The 17,531-nt window shown below is 45.7% G+C and carries 14 protein-coding genes; 7 read left to right on the plus strand and 7 right to left on the minus strand.

What is annotated here, in order from left to right:
- Positions 1–113: 113 nt before the first annotated feature.
- Positions 114–2,333: a carbohydrate binding family 9 domain-containing protein gene (locus RIG68_RS02195; protein WP_350118192.1), complete on the minus strand. Its 2,220-nt coding sequence runs from the start codon at positions 2,331–2,333 to the stop codon at positions 114–116.
- Positions 2,334–2,564: 231 nt separating this feature from the next.
- On the opposite strand from RIG68_RS02195, the gene RIG68_RS02200 reads away from it, so the two are divergent.
- On the plus strand, positions 2,565–4,274 hold the full coding sequence (locus RIG68_RS02200; RefSeq protein WP_502880603.1) for an alanine/glycine:cation symporter family protein: 1,710 nt from the start codon (positions 2,565–2,567) through the stop codon (positions 4,272–4,274).
- Between the two features lie 85 nt (positions 4,275–4,359).
- Here RIG68_RS02200 and RIG68_RS02205 read toward each other — a convergent pair whose 3' ends face one another.
- The gene (locus RIG68_RS02205; RefSeq protein WP_350118196.1) at positions 4,360–5,601 is read right to left on the minus strand and encodes an MFS transporter; all 1,242 of its coding nucleotides are present in this window, start codon (positions 5,599–5,601) and stop codon (positions 4,360–4,362) included.
- 152 nt (positions 5,602–5,753) lie between these two features.
- Complete coding sequence (locus RIG68_RS02210) at positions 5,754–7,004, minus strand: ABC transporter permease (protein ID WP_350118198.1); 1,251 nt, start codon at positions 7,002–7,004, stop codon at positions 5,754–5,756.
- Positions 7,005–7,127: 123 nt separating this feature from the next.
- Here RIG68_RS02210 and queA point away from each other — a divergent pair, with 123 nt between their 5' ends.
- The gene (gene queA / locus RIG68_RS02215) at positions 7,128–8,174 is read left to right on the plus strand and encodes a tRNA preQ1(34) S-adenosylmethionine ribosyltransferase-isomerase QueA (protein ID WP_350118200.1); all 1,047 of its coding nucleotides are present in this window, start codon (positions 7,128–7,130) and stop codon (positions 8,172–8,174) included.
- A gap of 82 nt (positions 8,175–8,256) precedes the next feature.
- Complete coding sequence (locus RIG68_RS02220; RefSeq protein ID WP_350118202.1) at positions 8,257–8,946, plus strand: 2-C-methyl-D-erythritol 4-phosphate cytidylyltransferase; 690 nt, start codon at positions 8,257–8,259, stop codon at positions 8,944–8,946.
- Positions 8,947–8,992: 46 nt separating this feature from the next.
- On the opposite strand, the gene RIG68_RS02225 is transcribed toward RIG68_RS02220, so the two are convergent.
- Together RIG68_RS02225 and RIG68_RS02230 are read right to left on the minus strand one after the other, a co-directional pair.
- A complete protein-coding gene (locus RIG68_RS02225) occupies positions 8,993–9,214 on the minus strand; it encodes a DUF2795 domain-containing protein (RefSeq protein WP_039751840.1) in 222 nt (73 codons plus the stop codon).
- 216 nt (positions 9,215–9,430) lie between these two features.
- Positions 9,431–10,816 (minus strand): DUF349 domain-containing protein, encoded by a 1,386-nt coding sequence (locus RIG68_RS02230; protein ID WP_151996352.1) that lies wholly within the window; start codon positions 10,814–10,816, stop codon positions 9,431–9,433.
- A gap of 121 nt (positions 10,817–10,937) precedes the next feature.
- Here RIG68_RS02230 and ettA point away from each other — a divergent pair, with 121 nt between their 5' ends.
- From ettA to RIG68_RS02250, 4 genes are all read left to right on the plus strand, one after another.
- The gene (ettA, locus tag RIG68_RS02235; protein ID WP_350118204.1) at positions 10,938–12,623 is read left to right on the plus strand and encodes an energy-dependent translational throttle protein EttA; all 1,686 of its coding nucleotides are present in this window, start codon (positions 10,938–10,940) and stop codon (positions 12,621–12,623) included.
- Between the two features lie 150 nt (positions 12,624–12,773).
- Positions 12,774–13,532: a 3-keto-disaccharide hydrolase gene (locus RIG68_RS02240; protein WP_350118206.1), complete on the plus strand. Its 759-nt coding sequence runs from the start codon at positions 12,774–12,776 to the stop codon at positions 13,530–13,532.
- A 12-nt stretch (positions 13,533–13,544) separates the two neighbouring features.
- Positions 13,545–14,873: a Gfo/Idh/MocA family protein gene (locus RIG68_RS02245; RefSeq protein WP_350073577.1), complete on the plus strand. Its 1,329-nt coding sequence runs from the start codon at positions 13,545–13,547 to the stop codon at positions 14,871–14,873.
- 101 nt (positions 14,874–14,974) lie between these two features.
- The gene (locus tag RIG68_RS02250) at positions 14,975–15,715 is read left to right on the plus strand and encodes a TerC family protein (RefSeq protein ID WP_350118208.1); all 741 of its coding nucleotides are present in this window, start codon (positions 14,975–14,977) and stop codon (positions 15,713–15,715) included.
- On the opposite strand, the gene RIG68_RS02255 is transcribed toward RIG68_RS02250, so the two are convergent.
- Together RIG68_RS02255 and RIG68_RS02260 are read right to left on the minus strand one after the other, a co-directional pair.
- Positions 15,716–16,960: a POTRA domain-containing protein gene (locus tag RIG68_RS02255; protein WP_151996357.1), complete on the minus strand. Its 1,245-nt coding sequence runs from the start codon at positions 16,958–16,960 to the stop codon at positions 15,716–15,718.
- Between the two features lie 6 nt (positions 16,961–16,966).
- Positions 16,967–17,530, minus strand: a complete 564-nt coding sequence (locus RIG68_RS02260) for a YceI family protein (RefSeq protein ID WP_350118210.1) — start codon at positions 17,528–17,530, stop codon at positions 16,967–16,969.
- Position 17,531 lies beyond the last annotated feature (1 nt).

The following is a 17,531-nucleotide window of genomic DNA, read 5'->3' on the forward strand; positions in this document are numbered from 1 at the left end:
TGTTGTCATTATTTTGATCATTAACCAATTTCGTCAACCCTGACTAGCAAGCATTTAAAAAATTCTAGAAAAAAGGACCGAGCGCCCGGCCCTTTAACGCAAGCCTCGGACGATTAGAACTGCTTAAGGTAGCTTATCTTGAAAATACCTTGCTGCTCAGTCTGCTTCACAAAGTCGTCTCCAAGCGTTTCCCTACTGTTTAAAACAAGATAAACATAAGACAGTGGGCTATATTCCCAGGCAAATCTGATATTGAACGAATCAAGCGTGTTTTGTGAGTTCTTTTGGTAAAGCCCTACAAGCTGAATCCTCGGGTTTACGGCGAACCTCCCTTGCAAAGTATAAAGAAATACTTCTTTTGTCTCTGAATTTGTGCCGACCGATTCAAACTGATTTCGGTTGATACTTGCCTTAAGTGATATGTGAGGAATAGGTATGATTGAGACAGCCAGATCAGAAGTTTTAAGTTTTCCGTTATAGTAGTCGCCAAACTCATACTGTAGACTAAAAGAAATTTTTCTCGAGGGGTCACTACCGGCTGTGAATGAATATCTGAGGTAATCATATTGGCCAGGGTCTATGGCTATCCCTAATGGAAAAAAACTAGAAACCAGGTTTTGGTGCTGACTGCTCCATGTAAAACCATAGAAGCCCCCATCCTGCATTTCAAGCCAGAAAGGAGTGAGCCTTATTTCTCTTTCAATAAGCTTTTTTGACGATGCCTGATGATACCACGCCGCATTGATGGCAGGTTGGAATGAACGAATGAATTTTTGAAAGGGTAGGTATTTCCCTCTTAGGTTGGCTACGGCGCCTGGGTTTGTACTAATTACATCGGTTCTCGACAGAAAGCCCATTTCTGAAGTGAAATTCCTGGTTACGATTGATTCAGTCCACCACGCAGTGATTTTGTTGCTGGTAAAGAAGTATTGAGAGTATCCACTAAACCCTTGGCCTGTTCCATTGTCATTAACTGACTCCAACGCCATGAAGTTTAATGAGTTTGAGTTCCCAAACCTGAGGAATCCGTCAAGGCCACCGGTTAGATTGGTGTGGCTTCCGGTAGTAGATTTCATAGTGGCGATTGTTCCCAGGCGGTTTTGCTTCCCAAAGTTTCGTGAATATCGGCCAACAGCAAAATTGGCCGATGGTAGCGTGTCGTAGGATCGCTGACGAACGGCCATCAAGCCAAAGTTTTGTTTTAGCGACCTGTTCACCAACCTCAAACCACCGTCGATGGGCAGTGGCCGCCCCTGTTGGCCCAAGCCAATTCTTCGGCTAAAAAACGGTAGAATCTGCATTTTACCTCCAGTGTTCCCATCAGCTATGAGTCCTGGCCCAAAGAGGGAGGCGTTTTCCAGGAAAAACGGTCTTTTTTCCGGAAACAGTACTGAAAACCTGCTCAAATTATTTACCTGCACGTCAGCGTCTGCCTGTGCAAAATCTGTATTGATGGTCAAATCTCCAATTGTGTTAGAGTTCATGGCCCACTTCACGTCAGCGCCAATTTTAAAGTTTGCATCAACATGATTGGGTTTGCCCGCATCGATAAGCTTATTAGTTGAAACCAGCGCATATGGATTAACCTGAATATTCGTGGAGGGTGGTGGAGGCTGAATTTGGGTTAGTTGCCCTGAATATTCCATCCTGTTGAAGCTGAAAGAACGTGGATAAGGGGACCATGCCGAAATCTCGTTGCTGGCTCTTCTCAGTCTTAGAAAATTGAGCCCCCAGGATTGTACATCTCCAGATCCTTTGGTATATCGGATGCTCTTCCAGGGGATCTGAAATTCTGCAAACCAACCTTTGTCCGTGATAGACGTCCGTACCTTCCAGAGACCATTCCAATCACTGTCGAAAAGCACAGCGTCAAAGGAAAGGTAGTCTTTTTGAGCTCCATAGGGGTTTGTCACGAAGGACATACTGTTTCGGTTGTCGTTGAAGCCGTCAATGCAAATGGCAAAAGTATCGTGAGCTCTCCAATCGAAATCCCTCTTGAGGTCGGGAACCCGAATGGCCTCCTTGCCCAGCTGGTCAAAGCATTTTACGCCAACATAGAGAAACTCGCTATCGAAGAGGACTCGAACAGATGTTTTGTTCTCGGCTGCTTTGCCTTGAAAAGGCTCAATCTGGGTGAAGTCACTGAGAGAATCTGCCGTTGTCCAGGCACTTTCATTCAGTATGCCATCGATGACAATTTTGTCGGTGGCAAGCATTGCCTTAACGGAGAGCTTCTCGTCGGGTGGCGAAAAAATGTCTTGACCTTTAGCATTTTGAGGCTGAAGCAGTAGTAAAATGCAGGCCATGAAAAAAAACGTCGAATAGGTTTTCATAAATAAGATTCAATTTTTCATCAAAATTGAGCGCTTGCCTAGAGCTTGAAAACCTGATTCTTGCTATAAAGTGCCTTCGGGCCGGAAGTGTTACACAGGTGTGATTCCCCCAAATGAGCCGGTGACTACTGTTTTTATATAATGCTCCTTTCACCAGAAGCTATTATTCTTATTTTTGTCGATTGTACAAAACTCATTCCCAACAATTCTACTATTAACCTATCCCGTATGATGCAGCAAATCAACGATTTTCTGGTTCTTATCGACAGCTTTATCGGCAGTGCCGATTGGTTTGTTTACTTCCTGCTTGGAACCGGCCTCTTCTTTACCATTTACCTTAAGTTTCCTCAGATACGCTTCTTCCGCCACGCACTGCGGGTGGTGTCAGGTAAATACGACAAATCTGACCTGCCCGGCGATACTTCCCATTTTCAGGCGCTTTCAACGGCACTTTCGGGCACTGTAGGCACAGGAAACATTGCTGGTGTGGCCCTGGCTATCCACCTTGGAGGCCCGGCTGCCCTGTTCTGGATGTTGATGACTGCTGCCCTGGGCATGACCACCAAATTTGTGGAGGTAACACTTTCTCACAAATACCGGGAAACTGTTGCAGATGGTTCACAAGCAGGTGGCCCCATGTATTATATGAAGAATGCCAATTTTATGCTGTTTGGGAAAAAAGTGAGCCTGGGTTGGGTGGCTACTCTTTTTGCCATAGCGACTGTATTGTCTTCATTTGGTACTGGCAGCTTGCCTCAAATCAATAGTATTTCCAACTCTGTGTTTGCCACGTTCGGCATCGAGCATTGGATCACTGGCCTTGTTCTCTCTATTTTCCTGGGAATGGTAATTATCGGGGGGATTAAAAGAATTGCTGCCGTTACTTCTAAGCTGGTACCAGCCATGGCAATCATTTATTTCATTGGTGCCTTTGCGGTCATTTTCTACAATGCTGGCAATATCATCCCTTCTTTCGTTTCCATTTTCGCTGATGTGTTTACTGGCTCTGCCGCCACGGGAGGCTTTTTAGGTGCCACGTTAGCTTATGCTTTCAATAGAGGTGTAAACAGGGGCTTGTTTTCCAACGAAGCTGGTCAGGGTTCAGCACCTATTGCTCACGCTTCAGCTAAAGCCAACGAGCCTCTTTCGGAAGGTATGGTGGCTATTCTGGAACCTTTTATTGATACAATAATCATCTGTACGGTCACTGGCCTTGTGCTGCTCTCAAGTGGCGTTTGGAATGAAAAACATCAGAATGTTTTTCAAAGCACTGATATGTTTGTGCTGGACAGGACTTACGACGAAAATAATCCGCAGGATCAGGAAAAGCTCTTCGGGCACCTTACTAACAAAAGCTCGGTTGCGCTATACAATGGCGACTTGAATGTGCAGGATGGCTCGGTGACCAACAACCTGTCAATCATTCACGCACGCTCCATCGCCGAAGATGTAAAGATTTCAAAAGCAGGTAGCCCTTTCACTGGATCTGTGAAAGTGCAGAACGGCAATGTGGTAGACCCCGCTGGTGACATCCTTGTCGAAGGAAAGTCGCTGGTGCATAGTGCTCCACTCACAACCATTGCCTTTACCAGGAGTTTCTTTGGAGATGCAGGACAGTATATTGTCGCTATCGGGCTTCTGCTTTTTGCTTTTAGCACGGCTATTTCCTGGTCGTATTATGGCGACAGAGCGATGACCTTTCTGCTGGGGCCAAAGTCCGTAATGCCTTATCACGTCATTTATACCATCGCCTTTTTCTTTGCTTCTTTTACCGATACCACTATCATCTGGACGTTATCAGGCATCACCATTGCGCTGATGACAATACCCAACCTGATAGGCATTTTGTGGCTGCGTAAAGAAATGCCCCAAATCATTAAAGACTACGGCGAGTTCTTCGACAAGAACTTCCCTGGCATGAAGCATCCGAAATTCAAGTAACGCTTCGGGGCCTGACTAACAAAAAAGCCTTCCGTTTCACTTTGGAACGGAAGGCTTTTGATTTTGGTGCCAAGGTATTTCCTTATCATGCTTCAGCAAGGGCCTTCTTTTCTTTTGCTACAGAAGCGTCGTCAGCCGCCGATTGCTCGACAGACTTAATTCTTGAGCCAAGGAAAATACAAACCACGGTAACGGCAATGGCAAAATAACCCACCCAGTTGTACCTGGCCAGGCTTCCGCCGTTGTCAATAACAATCACACCGGCAATCAGTGAGGCCAGCCCGGCCGCCAGCTGCTGTACCGATGAGCTAATGCTCATGAAGCTCCCCCTGTTCTGCGGTTTTACCGAAGAGGTAATCATTGCCATAGCGGGGATCATTCGGCCTCCACCGAGAACAAAGAAAAGCCCGGTTACCACCAATGCAGCTGCTACTGGCACCGGAGGCATATGCGTAATCAGGAAGACGGGGATAATGGCGGCACTGGCACACACAATGAAGACAGTCTTTTTTCCGAATTTATCGGCAAGTCTGCCTATGAAAGGGGAGGTGAAAATGGTCAGTCCGCCGCCAACCAGGTAGATGTAAGTTATTTGGTCGCCCTCAAAGCCCACATTTCTGATCATGTAGGGAGCAATAAACGGGATGATCGAAAATTGCCCCAGAATTAGTGTCAGCATGAAAAGCAGCGCCAGCTTTTGGTTGGGTAACGAGATGGCATTCGTTAGCACTTTGGCGGGGCTGGGTCGATCCGATTTTTTTACCATATGGCCAGTGAGTGAAGGGATAAATTTGAATATCGCCACGGTGATTAAAGTGCCCATGCCGGCCAAAAGCAAGAATGGAGCATGCCAACTAAACTTTTCTGCTAGGAAATAACCAAAAGGCACTCCTGCCACCGATGCTACTGAAAAAGCGGCCATCACAATCCCCATGCCTTGTCCTCTACGCTCATCCGGCACCACATCGGCCACCACCGACAAGATCAATGCGCCTAATACACCCCCAAAGGCGCCGGTTAGGCTTCTTGCAAAAAGAAGAACGACGTAAGTGGGGGCGAGGGCACATGCAATGGTGCCAACCACAAATCCCACATTAAGAAATAGTAGCGCCTTTCTTCGGTCGAATCTGTCGATGACAAAGGCCGCCATAAATCCGAATATGCCCGCTGTAAATGTATAGCTGGAGACAATGAGGCTAAACTGCTGAGGGGTAATCTCAAACACTTTCATGAGCAAATCCCCAAGGGGCATAATGATCATGAAGTCCATAATATGAGTGAAATTTATTCCGGCAAGTGTGAAAAGGATGATTTTCTCCTTCGACATGATAAAGTTAGATTAGGCTTTGGTGAGCAAAGCATATTCAACACGCTTTGATACCAAAGAGTTGCCAGGTATTTGGAAAAAAGTAATAAAATAACCTACTGATCACATCAGCAAGGAGCTTATGTACAAATTGTTAGGTGAGGTATGTGCTTTTACTGCGTTCGAATGGCAATAACAGGATCCAGCCTTGAGGCGGTAGCAGCAGGTATGATGCCCGATGCCATACCAATAACAGCCGATACGCCCAGGCCAAGAATGATGTTGCCAACCGTTAGCTGCAGGTCGAGTGTTCCCAAGCTCACAAAGGATATCAGATACACCAGGAAGATACCGGTTCCGCCTCCAATCACGCTGAGGAAGATCGCTTCAAACAAGAATTGAAACAGGATAAAGTAGTTTTTGGCACCGAGCGATTTTTGAATACCAATAATATTGGTTCGCTCTTTTACCGACACAAACATGATATTGGCAATACCAAAACCACCTACAAGAATGGAGAAACTGCCTATCACCCAGCCAGCTACACCCAGCACGTCAAACGTCGAGCTGATAAAGTTCACCAGCGCCTCGGGGCGGTTGAGTGCGAAGTCATCTTCCTGCTTAGGCTTAAGACCACGCCTTTGGCGCATAAGTCCACGCAGCTCATATTCCAGCTCGACCAATCCGATGTCTGAAGGTTTACCCTTGGCGGTAATTGATGAACCTATTCCATCTCTGGCACCGCTGTAGTAGAGCTTTAAAAATGTCTTATAAGGAACATAAATATTGTCGTCGTTGCTGGGAGTCCCCAGGAATCCCTCGCCCTCTTCTTTAATAGTGCCAATCACGTAATACTTCAAGCCCCGCATGGCTATCGTTTTGCCCACAGGATCCTCATATGGAAAAAGGTCTTTCGCAATTCGGGCGCCAATAATGGCCACGTTCCGGGCCGCATCGGCTTCCAGTCGGGTAAAATACCTGCCTTTTTCAAGAGGTATTTCATATACATCCTTATGGTCAAAAGCGACGCCCATAAGGTCGGAGGAGGTCGAATTGTTTTTTTGCTTGGCCGTAACACCACCTCTTCGTGCAGAGATAGTTATGGCTTCAAAGCTGTCACCATTTTCCAGCAGAAACTGATAATCAGTATAGGTAGGCTGCGGCCGATTCATGTACTTCCACCAGGGATATGGCCCGCCGCCAAACCCATAGGGCCATTTTTCGACATTGATATTGTCTGATCCAAGAAAGTTAAGGCTGTCTTTAACGCTGCGTTCAAGGCTGTCCACAATCGTGAACACGGCAATGATGGCGAAGATGCCAATGGTCACCCCCAGTAAGGAAAGAACCGTTCTTAGCAGATTGGACCTAAGAGCGTTCCAGGCAAACCTGAAGCTTTCGAGTGTTAAGCGGATGATCAGCAAGGCTTTTTATTTATTAGTTGACATTCAATACAAATAATTACATCGTACTGAAACTTTCTATATCTTTGCATCCTTTATTTGACGGACTACCACCTCCTTCACAATTTAATACCGTAATATTAAATGAAATTATCAGAATTTAAATTTGACCTCCCTGCGGGACTGGTTGCCCTTTATCCCTCTGAAAACAGAGATGAATCTCGTTTAATGGTTTTGCACAGAGATTCAGGAAAAATTGAACACAAAACTTTTAAGGACATAGTTGACTACTTCGATGAAGGAGACAACTTTATCATTAACGACACAAAGGTTTTCCCTGCCAGGTTATACGGTAACAAGGAAAAAACAGGTGCTAAAATTGAAGTATTTCTTCTAAGAGAGCTCAACAAAGAGTTGCACTTGTGGGATGTGCTTGTGGATCCTGCACGTAAGATCAGAGTGGGCAACAAGCTCTACTTTGGTGATGGAGACCTTGTCGCAGAAGTTATTGATAACACTACTTCAAGAGGAAGAACCATCAGGTTCCTTTACGACGGCGAAGGAGTTGACTTCTACAAGATGATCGATACCCTTGGAGAAACACCACTTCCAAAGTACATCAAAAGAAAAGCTGAGCCAGACGATAGAGAGCGTTTCCAAACTATCTACGCAGAGAATGTTGGAGCTGTAGCGGCGCCTACCGCAGGTTTGCACTTCACCAGGCAACTGATGAAACGCCTGGAGATCAAAGGTGTTGAAATCAACCCTATTACGCTGCACATCGGCTTGGGCACTTTCCGTCCTGTAGATGTTGAAGACCTGACCAAGCATAAAATGGATTCAGAGAACTTCTTCGTCCGCCAGCCAACAGTGGACATGGTCAACAAAGCTATCGATGAGAAGAAAAGAGTGGTGGCAGTAGGCACTACGGTGATGAGATCACTGGAGTCTTCGGTGTCTGCCAGCAACCGCTTAAAGCCTAATGAGGGCTGGACGGATAAATTCATTTTTCCTCCCTACGAATTCAAGATTTGCAACGCTTTGATTTCTAACTTCCACATGCCTGAATCAACCCTGTTGATGATGGCAAGCGCTTTCGGAGGCTATGACCTCGTGATGGAGGCCTACCGTGTGGCAATCAAAGAAAAATATCGTTTCTTCAGCTATGGCGATGCCATGCTGATTCTGTAACGAAGCAGATTTCTTTTAAGAAGCTCCTGTTTACAAAACTTCGGCGTTATCTTTCGAAGGTTTAACAAACAGGAGCTTTTTTATGCCTGAAAAGTACGTGATCATTGTAGCGGGAGGCTCCGGAAGCAGAATGGGCGGTGCACTGCCCAAACAGTTTCTTGAGGTGAACGGCCGCCCCATACTTATGCGTACAATAGAGGTGTTTTTCTCCTTCGACCCTTCTATAGCCGTCATCCTGGTGTTGCCTCAAAGCAACATGGCTCTTTGGAAAGAGCTCTGCGAAGAGCACCGATTTTTGCCTGCCCATCAAATAGTGGCGGGTGGTGCCTCCCGGTTTCAGTCAGTGAGAAATGGGTTAAAGCACTTGCCAGACAAAGGACTGGTGGCCATTCACGATGGAGTACGCCCGTTTGTATCGGCTGAGGTTATTGCTCAGGGGTTTGAAGTAGCATCGAAACAAGGCAATGCGATAGTCTCCTTACCGCTGAAGGAGTCGATTCGTGAGGTGTCTGGCTCTGGTAATAAGTCGGCAGCACGTGATCGATCCAAATACAGATTGGTCCAAACTCCTCAGACATTCGACATTGGCTTGATCAAGAAGGCTTACATGCAGCCCGAAAGTGCCCTGTTTACCGACGATGCCAGTGTGGTGGAGTCGGCTGGGGAATCAATAGTGCTTATTGAAGGCAACGAGGAAAACATAAAAATTACCCATCCTGCCGATTTGCTGATTGCGGACGCATTCCTGAAAAACAAAAAAAGCCCGATATAAGCTACCGGGCCATTATTTTAGCCATTATCCCTATTGACGACGGGTATTAATACTCGTCTTCGTTGAAAAAGAAATCTTCTTTGGTCGGGTAGTCCGGCCATATTTCTTCAATGCTTTCGTACGGTTGACCATCATCTTCTAGCTCTTGCAGGTTTTCTACTACTTCTAGTGGTGCTCCTGATCTAATGGAGTAGTCAATTAATTCGTCCTTGGTGGCGGGCCATGGGGCGTCTTCAAGATACGAAGCCAGTTCAAGTGTCCAATACATGATCTATACCTCCAATTTTGTTCTGTTTTTCAAATAGTGCGCAAAATTAGTCATCAGTTTTTGTAATCAAAGGCCTTTATTAAATTTCTCATACACAATAAGTTAAATCGGCTCTGAATTGCAGGAAAGAGGCAAAATAGGCACGCTCAATCGCAGCACTGATGGCTTCATTTTATGGATAAATACAAAATTATCCAATAAAAGTTTCAAAAAGCTTCAAATTTGATCCAGCGACACTTTCAGCTCTTGCAACAGCTGCCTTTTCACAATCACTTTGCGCTTCTGGTTGAGGTATTTATTGTGAAGCATTTTGTCGAATGCCTGTTTGGTGGCATTGAGCCTGTCAAGATTTTCCTGATAGGTCTGCAAATCCTGCTCGTCTCTTACCAGAAGGTCACGAATAAGCTTCATCTTGAATCGTGTCTTCTCCCTGTTGTTCTTCTTGGTATATTCAGGGTCTTTGTTGGCCGCCAGGTTTTCGAGGAATATTCTCTCCTGGCCCCGATCACAGAGAATCAGGAAGTGCTCTGTTACTTCTTTGGCTCTTTCTTTTGGCACCATGCCAATGCCCTTCCATATCTGCTGCAGTTTTCTAAGCTCGTCCACGCTTTCACGGGTGCCCAAGTCAGCTAAAGTTTCTGCCTCTTGAATAAGGGCAACCTTTCTTACCAGATTACTCTCAAGCTCTTCAGGAGAAGGCATTACATTAGGCCTGGCGCTATAAGCTGGTCTGGCCCCGTCTTGTGGTCTGCCACCACCGCCGTACATTGTCCTTGCCGGAGGCCCACTGCGCCCCTGAAAGCCACCTCTGCTTTGGAAGCTTCCGGTGGGTGCGTCTGGTCTGCGGAAGAAATAGTTGGTGTGATACCGCAAATCCTTGTCAAGTCGGCGCTTTTCTCTGGCTGGCAGCTCACCCACGTTTCTCCACTCCCTTTGAATCTCACGAACCCGGTCAATAGTGCCTGGCTCGGCTTTCTTCGGTTTCAACGATTTCAATTCGTTGATATAGTCTTCGCATTTTTGAATGCGAACATCAAATGCCTTTCTTCTGTCCTCAAAATAGACCTGCTTTCTGTCAAAAAAGTCAGTAAGTTTCGTTTGAAAACTTAAATCCAGTTCAGCGTTTATTTCCTTTTTAGCATTTCCTGTTTTGATCCAGCGATCCTTCACGTCAAGCACTTTATCAGTGGCTTCACGCCAGTCGCTCTCAGCCAGTGCCTGATCCAATTCTTCCAATAAAGCTGTTTTTATTTCGCTATTTCTTTCCCTGTTTTTGGCAATGGCTACATTCAAATCTTCTTCCAGCACTGTAAGCCTTTCAAAGAGCGGGTGGTAGTCTCCCAGTCCGTCGTAGTTGCCAAGGGATTCCTTCATGTGAAGGAGCTTCATAAGGTACGAGCCCTTATTTTCGCTTTCGTTGATGGCTTTTTCGAGCTCATCAATCTTCTGTACGAGGTGTTGAAAGCGATCCAAAAAGTATTGGATGGTTTTCTCTTCACTTTCTTTTACTTCGCCAATTTGCCTGTCAGAAAATTCCATGTAGGCCGACAGGTAAACTTTTTCGTCTGCTATATACCCAAAGGGTATGTCTCGTCTTTCCAAGTTCCTAAATAATTATAATGTTGCGGATAAATGAGCATTTGGTGCAAAATAACTAATATAAATCAAAGATGAATCATTGGTAATAATTTTTACCATCTTTGAATCAATAATATCCTATACGATGAGTGCAGAAAAAATAATCTTTTCAATGGCGGGTGTGAACAAAATTCACCCTCCGAAAAAACAAGTTTTAAAGAACATTTACCTTTCATTTTTCTACGGCGCCAAGATAGGTGTCCTTGGTTTGAACGGCTCAGGAAAGTCTTCGTTGCTTAAAATTATAGCAGGGGTAGACAAGGAGTTTCAGGGGGAGGTAGTTTTCTCGCCGGGATACACTGTGGGAATGCTGGAGCAAGAGCCGCAGTTTGATCCGGATAAAACGGTGAAAGATATTGTGGAAGAAGGGGCTCAGGAGATTGTTGATTTGCTAAAGGAGTTTGAGCTAATCAATGAAAAATTTGCAGATTCAGAAGTGCTTGACAACCCCGATGCAATGGATAAGCTTATTCAGCGCCAGGGAGAGGTGCAGGAGAAACTCGATCACGTAAATGCCTGGGAGCTGGATAGCAAGCTGGAGATTGCCATGGATGCCTTGCGAACACCTCCGGGTGACGCATTAGTCAAGAACCTTTCTGGTGGAGAAAAAAGAAGAGTAGCGTTGTGTCGACTGCTTTTAAAGGAACCAGATGTGCTCTTGCTTGATGAACCAACCAACCACCTTGACGCTGAATCGGTGCATTGGCTGGAGCAACATTTGCAGAACTACAAAGGGACTGTCATTGCTGTAACCCACGATCGTTATTTCCTCGACAATGTAGCAGGATGGATACTGGAGCTTGATCGTGGCGAAGGCATACCGTGGAAAGGCAATTATTCCTCCTGGCTGGAGCAAAAGCAGCAGAGAATGGCCAAGGAGGAAAAGACAGAATCGAAGCGTCAGAAGACTTTACAGCGTGAGTTGGAATGGATCAGGATGTCGCCTAAGGCTCGGCAGGCGAAAGGAAAGGCTCGTTTGAATGCCTACGATAAAATGGCCGGAGAGGAAGTCAAAGAAAAAGAAGCCAAGCTGGATCTTTTTATTCCCAATGGGCCAAGGCTTGGGAATAAAGTCATCGAGGCAAACGGGCTTTCCAAGGCCTTTGGCGACAAGCTGCTTTTCGAGAACCTGTCGTTCGCATTGCCGCCGGCTGGCATCGTCGGCATTATTGGGCCTAACGGTGCCGGTAAAACGACACTCTTCAAATTAATAACCGGGAAGGTTCAGCCCGACGCCGGGTCATTTGAAGTGGGCTCCACAGTGGTGACTGGCTACGTCGATCAGGAACACGATAACCTTGATCCTAACAAAACGGTATGGCAGACAATTTCCGAAGGAAATGAATTGATGGAGTTGGGTGGTAAGCAGCTTAATTCAAGGGCCTACGTAAGCAAGTTCAATTTTGCAGGCAACGATCAGGAGAAAAAGGTTGGCATACTTTCCGGTGGTGAAAGAAACCGGGTGCACCTGGCATTAACGCTAAAAATGGGAGCCAACTTGCTGTTGCTCGATGAGCCTACCAACGACCTGGACGTGAACACGCTGCGAGCGCTTGAAGATGCGCTTGAAGATTTTGCTGGCTGCGCTGTCATTATTTCTCACGACAGGTGGTTCCTGGATAGAATTTGCACGCACATACTGGCATTTGAAGGAGATAGTCAGGTTTATTGGTTTGAAGGCAACTACACTGACTACGAGGAAAACAGAAAAGCTCGCCTTGGGGGTGATATTATCCCTACCAGAATCAAATACAGAAAAATGACTAAGTAGCGGGTGAGAATTGGATAATGCTTTTTCAAGAGTTATTTTGAAGCTGCGAGTTTTTTCGCAGCTTTTTTTATTGCGAACAACGGGAAAGGATGAGCGGTATTCTCCGTAGCCTTATATTTTACTACCTTCATAGATTCAATCGGTTATAAAATGAAAAACACGACACTAACAACACTCTTTGTATTAATAATTTTTGGCTTTACGCAGTCATGTGCCCAAAATCAAACCGTCAAACTGACCGATCAGGAAGTTAGCGATGGGTGGAAACTTCTCTGGGATGGGAAAACCACTGAAGGATGGAGAGGAGCCAAGCTTGATAAGTTTCCTGCCAAGGGCTGGCAAATGAAAGACGGCGTGCTGACGATATTGGCAACCGACGGTGCCGAAGCAGCTGGCCCCGGCGACATTGTTACTGACAAAACGTATGGAAATTTCGAGTTGCAACTTGAATTCAAAATTACTCCCGGAGCCAACAGCGGCATCAAGTATTTTGTGGACCCTGAAATGAACAAAGGCTCGGGTTCGGCTATTGGCTGCGAGTTTCAGGTGCTTGACGACGAGCTGCATCCCGATGCTAAAATGGGTGTGAACGGAAACCGTACATTATCGTCATTGTACGATTTGATTACAGCAGAGAATTTGTCTGATCCAGGGCAGCCAGTGCCGTTCAATGGTGTGGGCACCTGGAATACCGCAAAAGTAGTTTCAAAGGATGGCCATGTGGAACACTGGCTGAACGGCACCAAGGTGGTGGAATACGAGCGCTTCTCGCAAATGTTTAGAGCCCTGGTCGCTTATAGCAAGTACAGCAAGTGGCCGGAGTTTGGCAGGTGGCCAGTAGGTCACATCCTGCTTCAAGATCACGGAAACGAAGTGAGTTATAAGAATATTAGAATCAGAGAATTATAAAATTTCAAAGCGATGCCTACTAATAACGAAAGAAGAGAATTCATCAAGAAAACAGCTTTGGGGACCGTCGGCCTTTCATTTGCCATGTCAGCCAGAAGCTATGGTTCCATTCTTGGAGCCAACGATCGTGTGAACTTTGCAGTGGTGGGAGCCAACAGCAGAGGCAGGGCACATATTTCAGCCATTTCGAAAGTGAACAATGCCAGCCTTGGTTACTTATGTGATGTTGACTCCAGAGTGTTTGACTCAGCCGGCGCTCATATTGAAAAGGCGATGGGCAAAAAAGCCAAAACGGAAAAGGATTTTCGTAAGCTACTGGAAAACAAAGACATCGATGCCATCACGATTGCCACGCCTGAGCACTGGCATGCACCGATGGGAATTATGGGTGCTAATGCAGGCAAGCATGTCTACATAGAAAAGCCTTGCAGTCACAATCCGAACGAAACAGGCATGCTCGTTGCGTCCCAAAAGAAAAATAAAATTGTGATGCAAATGGGCAACCAGCAGCGCTCAGGGTCTGCTTCAAAGGAAGCCATAAGTGATATCAGGAATGGAATTATTGGCAAAGCCTATGCTTGTAAGGCATGGTACGCCAACGCAAGAAAATCCATAGGCGTAGGCAAGCCTGCTCCGGTGCCGGAGTGGCTGGACTGGGAGCTTTGGCAAGGACCAGCACCCCGGAAGGAATACAAGGACAACGTAGTACACTATAACTGGCATTGGTTCAAGCACTGGGGCACCGGCGAGCTGCACAATAACGGCACGCACGAAATAGACATAAGCCGCTGGGCACTGGGTGTCGATTATCCAACAAAAGTTTCCTCTTCAGGCGGGCGCTATGCGTTTCAGGATGATTGGGAATACTATGATACTCAGATGGTCAACTACGAGTTCGAAGGTGGTAAAATGATCACATGGGAAGGAAGAAGCTGTAATGGGTTTGACGTTTACAACAGAGGCCGAGGAGTAACGATCCATGGCACAGAAGGAACGATTTTGCTCGATAGAAACTCCTACCAGCTGTTTGACATGTCGGGTAAGCTGGTGAAAGAAGTGAAAGAGGGTGCTGAAAGCGCTACGACCAACACAATGGGAGAAGGTATTTTGGACGTGTATCACTTTAACAATTTTGCCGATGCCATTCGTGAAGGTAAAACATTGAACGCCCCAATTGCTGATGCTTCCATTAGCACTCAGCTTTGTCATTTTGGAAATATTTCTCAGGAAACAGGAAGAACCCTGAACATTGATCCTGCTAAAGGGCAGATTTTGAATGACAAAGAAGCACTTAAAAACTGGAGCAGAGAATACCAGAAGGGCTGGGCACCGGTTGTTTAAGGTTTTGGATTATTGAAACATTGACTTAATTAGTTGGAAAATATCAGAGCTTCACTGATCTGCTTATTACTTTTGTAGCAGATTGAAACCAGTTGTTTATTATGAGCTTTGATATTTTCCTTCAACCATCTTCGTGGATTGCCCTTCTTACCCTCACTTTTCTTGAGATTGTTCTAGGGATAGATAATATCCTCTTTATTTCCATTGTCTCAAAAGGGCTGCCTGAACTTCAGCAAAAGAGAGCCAGAACCGTTGGGCTTGGTCTGGCGCTGGTGATGCGAATCGGTCTGCTATTTGGTATCAACTACATCACAAGGCTTACGAACCCACTTTTTTCGCTTTTCGGTGCCGACCTGAGCGGCCGAGACTTAGTGCTGATGGCTGGCGGGATGTTTCTCGTGTTTAAGTCCGTGATGGAAGTGCACCAAAAAATGGAGGGAGAGGACTCAGAGAAGACATCCAAGTCATCTAGTTTGCTCAACGTTATTGTTCAAATTGTGTTGCTGGATATGATTTTCTCTTTCGATTCGATCCTCACAGCCGTTGGACTTACTGAGCACTTGTTGCTGATGATCATAGCCGTTGTTATTTCCATGGGAGTAATGATGGTGTTCGCTGGGTCTATCAGCAACTTTATTCATAATCACCCCACACTGGAAGTACTGGCACTTTCCTTCCTCATCTTAATCGGATTTATGTTATTCATCGAAGGCTGGCATTACCACGTGCCGAAAGGGTACATCTACTTTGCGGTGTTCTTCGCCCTGGTTGTAGAAGTCATTAATATGAGGATGCGAAAAGCCAGAAATCCTGTCAAACTCAAGAGGAGGATGGAAGAGTGATCAAAAGTATTGACCTATCCCAAACACAAAGTCACCACTTTCTCTAAAGTCATGACCGTAATCAATTCTCAACACTGTATCAAATCCATGCTTGTAAATTAGTCGAAGGCCAGCTCCGCTGAAACTCTTCATGTTTTTACTCATAGTAAAATCCTTGAAATTGCCACCGGGCAGGCGCCATGTCCCCAGATCTGTAAACACTACCCCCTGGCCTGCTATCTTGTTGCCATCGAAGATGGTCTGTCGGAATTCTGCGTTTAGTACCACCGAGCCTGTCCCTCGGTCTACCCTGTTACCCACGCCCCTGATATTTACGAAATTGTCAAGCACGAACGGAGCGAAAGGGCGGTTCACGTTGGTGGACAGCCCTATCCTTAGCCTCACGGCTATGTTGGCACTTTTGTAAGGCTTTGAAAAGAACTTTAGGTCGTTAAAAAATAGGTCGAACCTTTCTGTGCTCGCAAATCGGTCGATAGTCTGGACATTTAGTTGATTAAACCATCCTTTTATATAGAAGAGGTTGTAGTTGAGGTAATTGCTTGTGAAGGCTGCTTTTGCCTGTAGACCAGCTCTGCGAAACATCAGGGCTTTTTTGTTTCCATTATCATCCCTTTCCATATACTTTTCATCCAGCCCTGAAACCCCCACTTCAAGGCTCTGTTGAAACGAAAAGTGCCTAATCGAAGAGATACCCAAATTCAAATTGTCATAGTCATATGTGCCATCAGATCCATCGATTGTAATTGGCTCAACGGTGGACCACTTTGTCAGGCTGCTTGTAAAACTCCAGGGAGTACCATGGATTCTATTCAAACGATACTTCAGCACTGCGGAGTGTCTATCGTAGTACTGGTAGTAGGCAATGAGCTCATGCCCCTTGCCGCTAATGTTTGAGTCTTGCACACCTACTCTGCACCAAAAGTTTTTATAGGACTTACCTAAACCAAAAATTGGTTCCACACTAAGAAGTTCGCTGCAAGTAAAGGTTAGCCGATACGCCCCGGTTTCCAGTATGTATGTAACACTTACCTCACCGATTGTAGGAAGATTAGCAAGCCGTTGCCTGTCGTTTTCAACCTTTAAGGAGTCATAGGTTTCGCCTGGCCGGGAGTAGATGAACTGCCTTAGATATTGCTCCTCCGTTCTTTTAATTCCTTTGATTTCAATGCTTTCGATAACCTCCTGGGCATCTGACATAAAGCAGATCGAAATATTAAGAATAATGGCGGCGAAACACCTGATCATACAGTTTTAACTACCCGATGGCATGGTATTCACTTTCAAGTCGATTTGAACCTCGTCGGCCATGCTAAAGCTTCTCCCCCCAACCCCAAAGTCTCTGCGGTTTATGGCGAAACTACCTGAGAAGACGATAACAGTATCGTCGTTCTTTGTCGACTTTTGCACAGTAAATGGGAAAATGACTTCCTTCTCTGTCTCTTTAATCTTGAGTAGACCGGTCACACGGTAGCCACTATCGCTTAGTTTGACGATAGTTGATGAAATGAATCGAATAGAAGGGTAATTTTCAACATCGAAGTACTCTTCTTTCTTCAGGTGCGAGTCTCTCAGGTCAATACCCGTATTGAGAGAGCTCGTTTGAAGTGTCACGTCGAATATTGATTTCGTTAAATTGGTTGGGTCAAATGTAATTTGACCAGCTATTTCGTTCATGGCGCCCTCCACATTGATGCCAAAGTTCTTTATGGAAAAGGTGATGGCAGTTCCGTTTGATGCCGGAACGTAACCTTGTCCAAAAACCGAAAGTGACAGCGCTACAGCGAGAAATGCTAACACAGTTTTTAGTACCGACATT

Source organism: Imperialibacter sp. (genome assembly GCF_040222385.1).
In the GTDB taxonomy this organism is placed as follows: Bacteria; Bacteroidota; Bacteroidia; order Cytophagales; family Cyclobacteriaceae; genus Imperialibacter.

Coding starts and splice junctions, on each gene's coding strand:
- RIG68_RS02195 (WP_350118192.1), bottom strand. CDS start 2,333: ATGAAAACCTATTCGACGTTTTTTTTCATGGCCTGCATTTTACTACTG.
- RIG68_RS02200 (WP_502880603.1), top strand. CDS start 2,565: ATGCAGCAAATCAACGATTTTCTGGTTCTTATCGACAGCTTTATCGGC.
- RIG68_RS02205 (WP_350118196.1), bottom strand. CDS start 5,601: ATGTCGAAGGAGAAAATCATCCTTTTCACACTTGCCGGAATAAATTTC.
- queA (WP_350118200.1), top strand. CDS start 7,128: ATGAAATTATCAGAATTTAAATTTGACCTCCCTGCGGGACTGGTTGCC.
- RIG68_RS02220 (WP_350118202.1), top strand. CDS start 8,257: ATGCCTGAAAAGTACGTGATCATTGTAGCGGGAGGCTCCGGAAGCAGA.
- RIG68_RS02225 (WP_039751840.1), bottom strand. CDS start 9,214: ATGTATTGGACACTTGAACTGGCTTCGTATCTTGAAGACGCCCCATGG.
- ettA (WP_350118204.1), top strand. CDS start 10,938: ATGAGTGCAGAAAAAATAATCTTTTCAATGGCGGGTGTGAACAAAATT.
- RIG68_RS02240 (WP_350118206.1), top strand. CDS start 12,774: ATGAAAAACACGACACTAACAACACTCTTTGTATTAATAATTTTTGGC.
- RIG68_RS02245 (WP_350073577.1), top strand. CDS start 13,545: ATGCCTACTAATAACGAAAGAAGAGAATTCATCAAGAAAACAGCTTTG.
- RIG68_RS02250 (WP_350118208.1), top strand. CDS start 14,975: ATGAGCTTTGATATTTTCCTTCAACCATCTTCGTGGATTGCCCTTCTT.
- RIG68_RS02255 (WP_151996357.1), bottom strand. CDS start 16,960: ATGATCAGGTGTTTCGCCGCCATTATTCTTAATATTTCGATCTGCTTT.
- RIG68_RS02260 (WP_350118210.1), bottom strand. CDS start 17,530: ATGTCGGTACTAAAAACTGTGTTAGCATTTCTCGCTGTAGCGCTGTCA.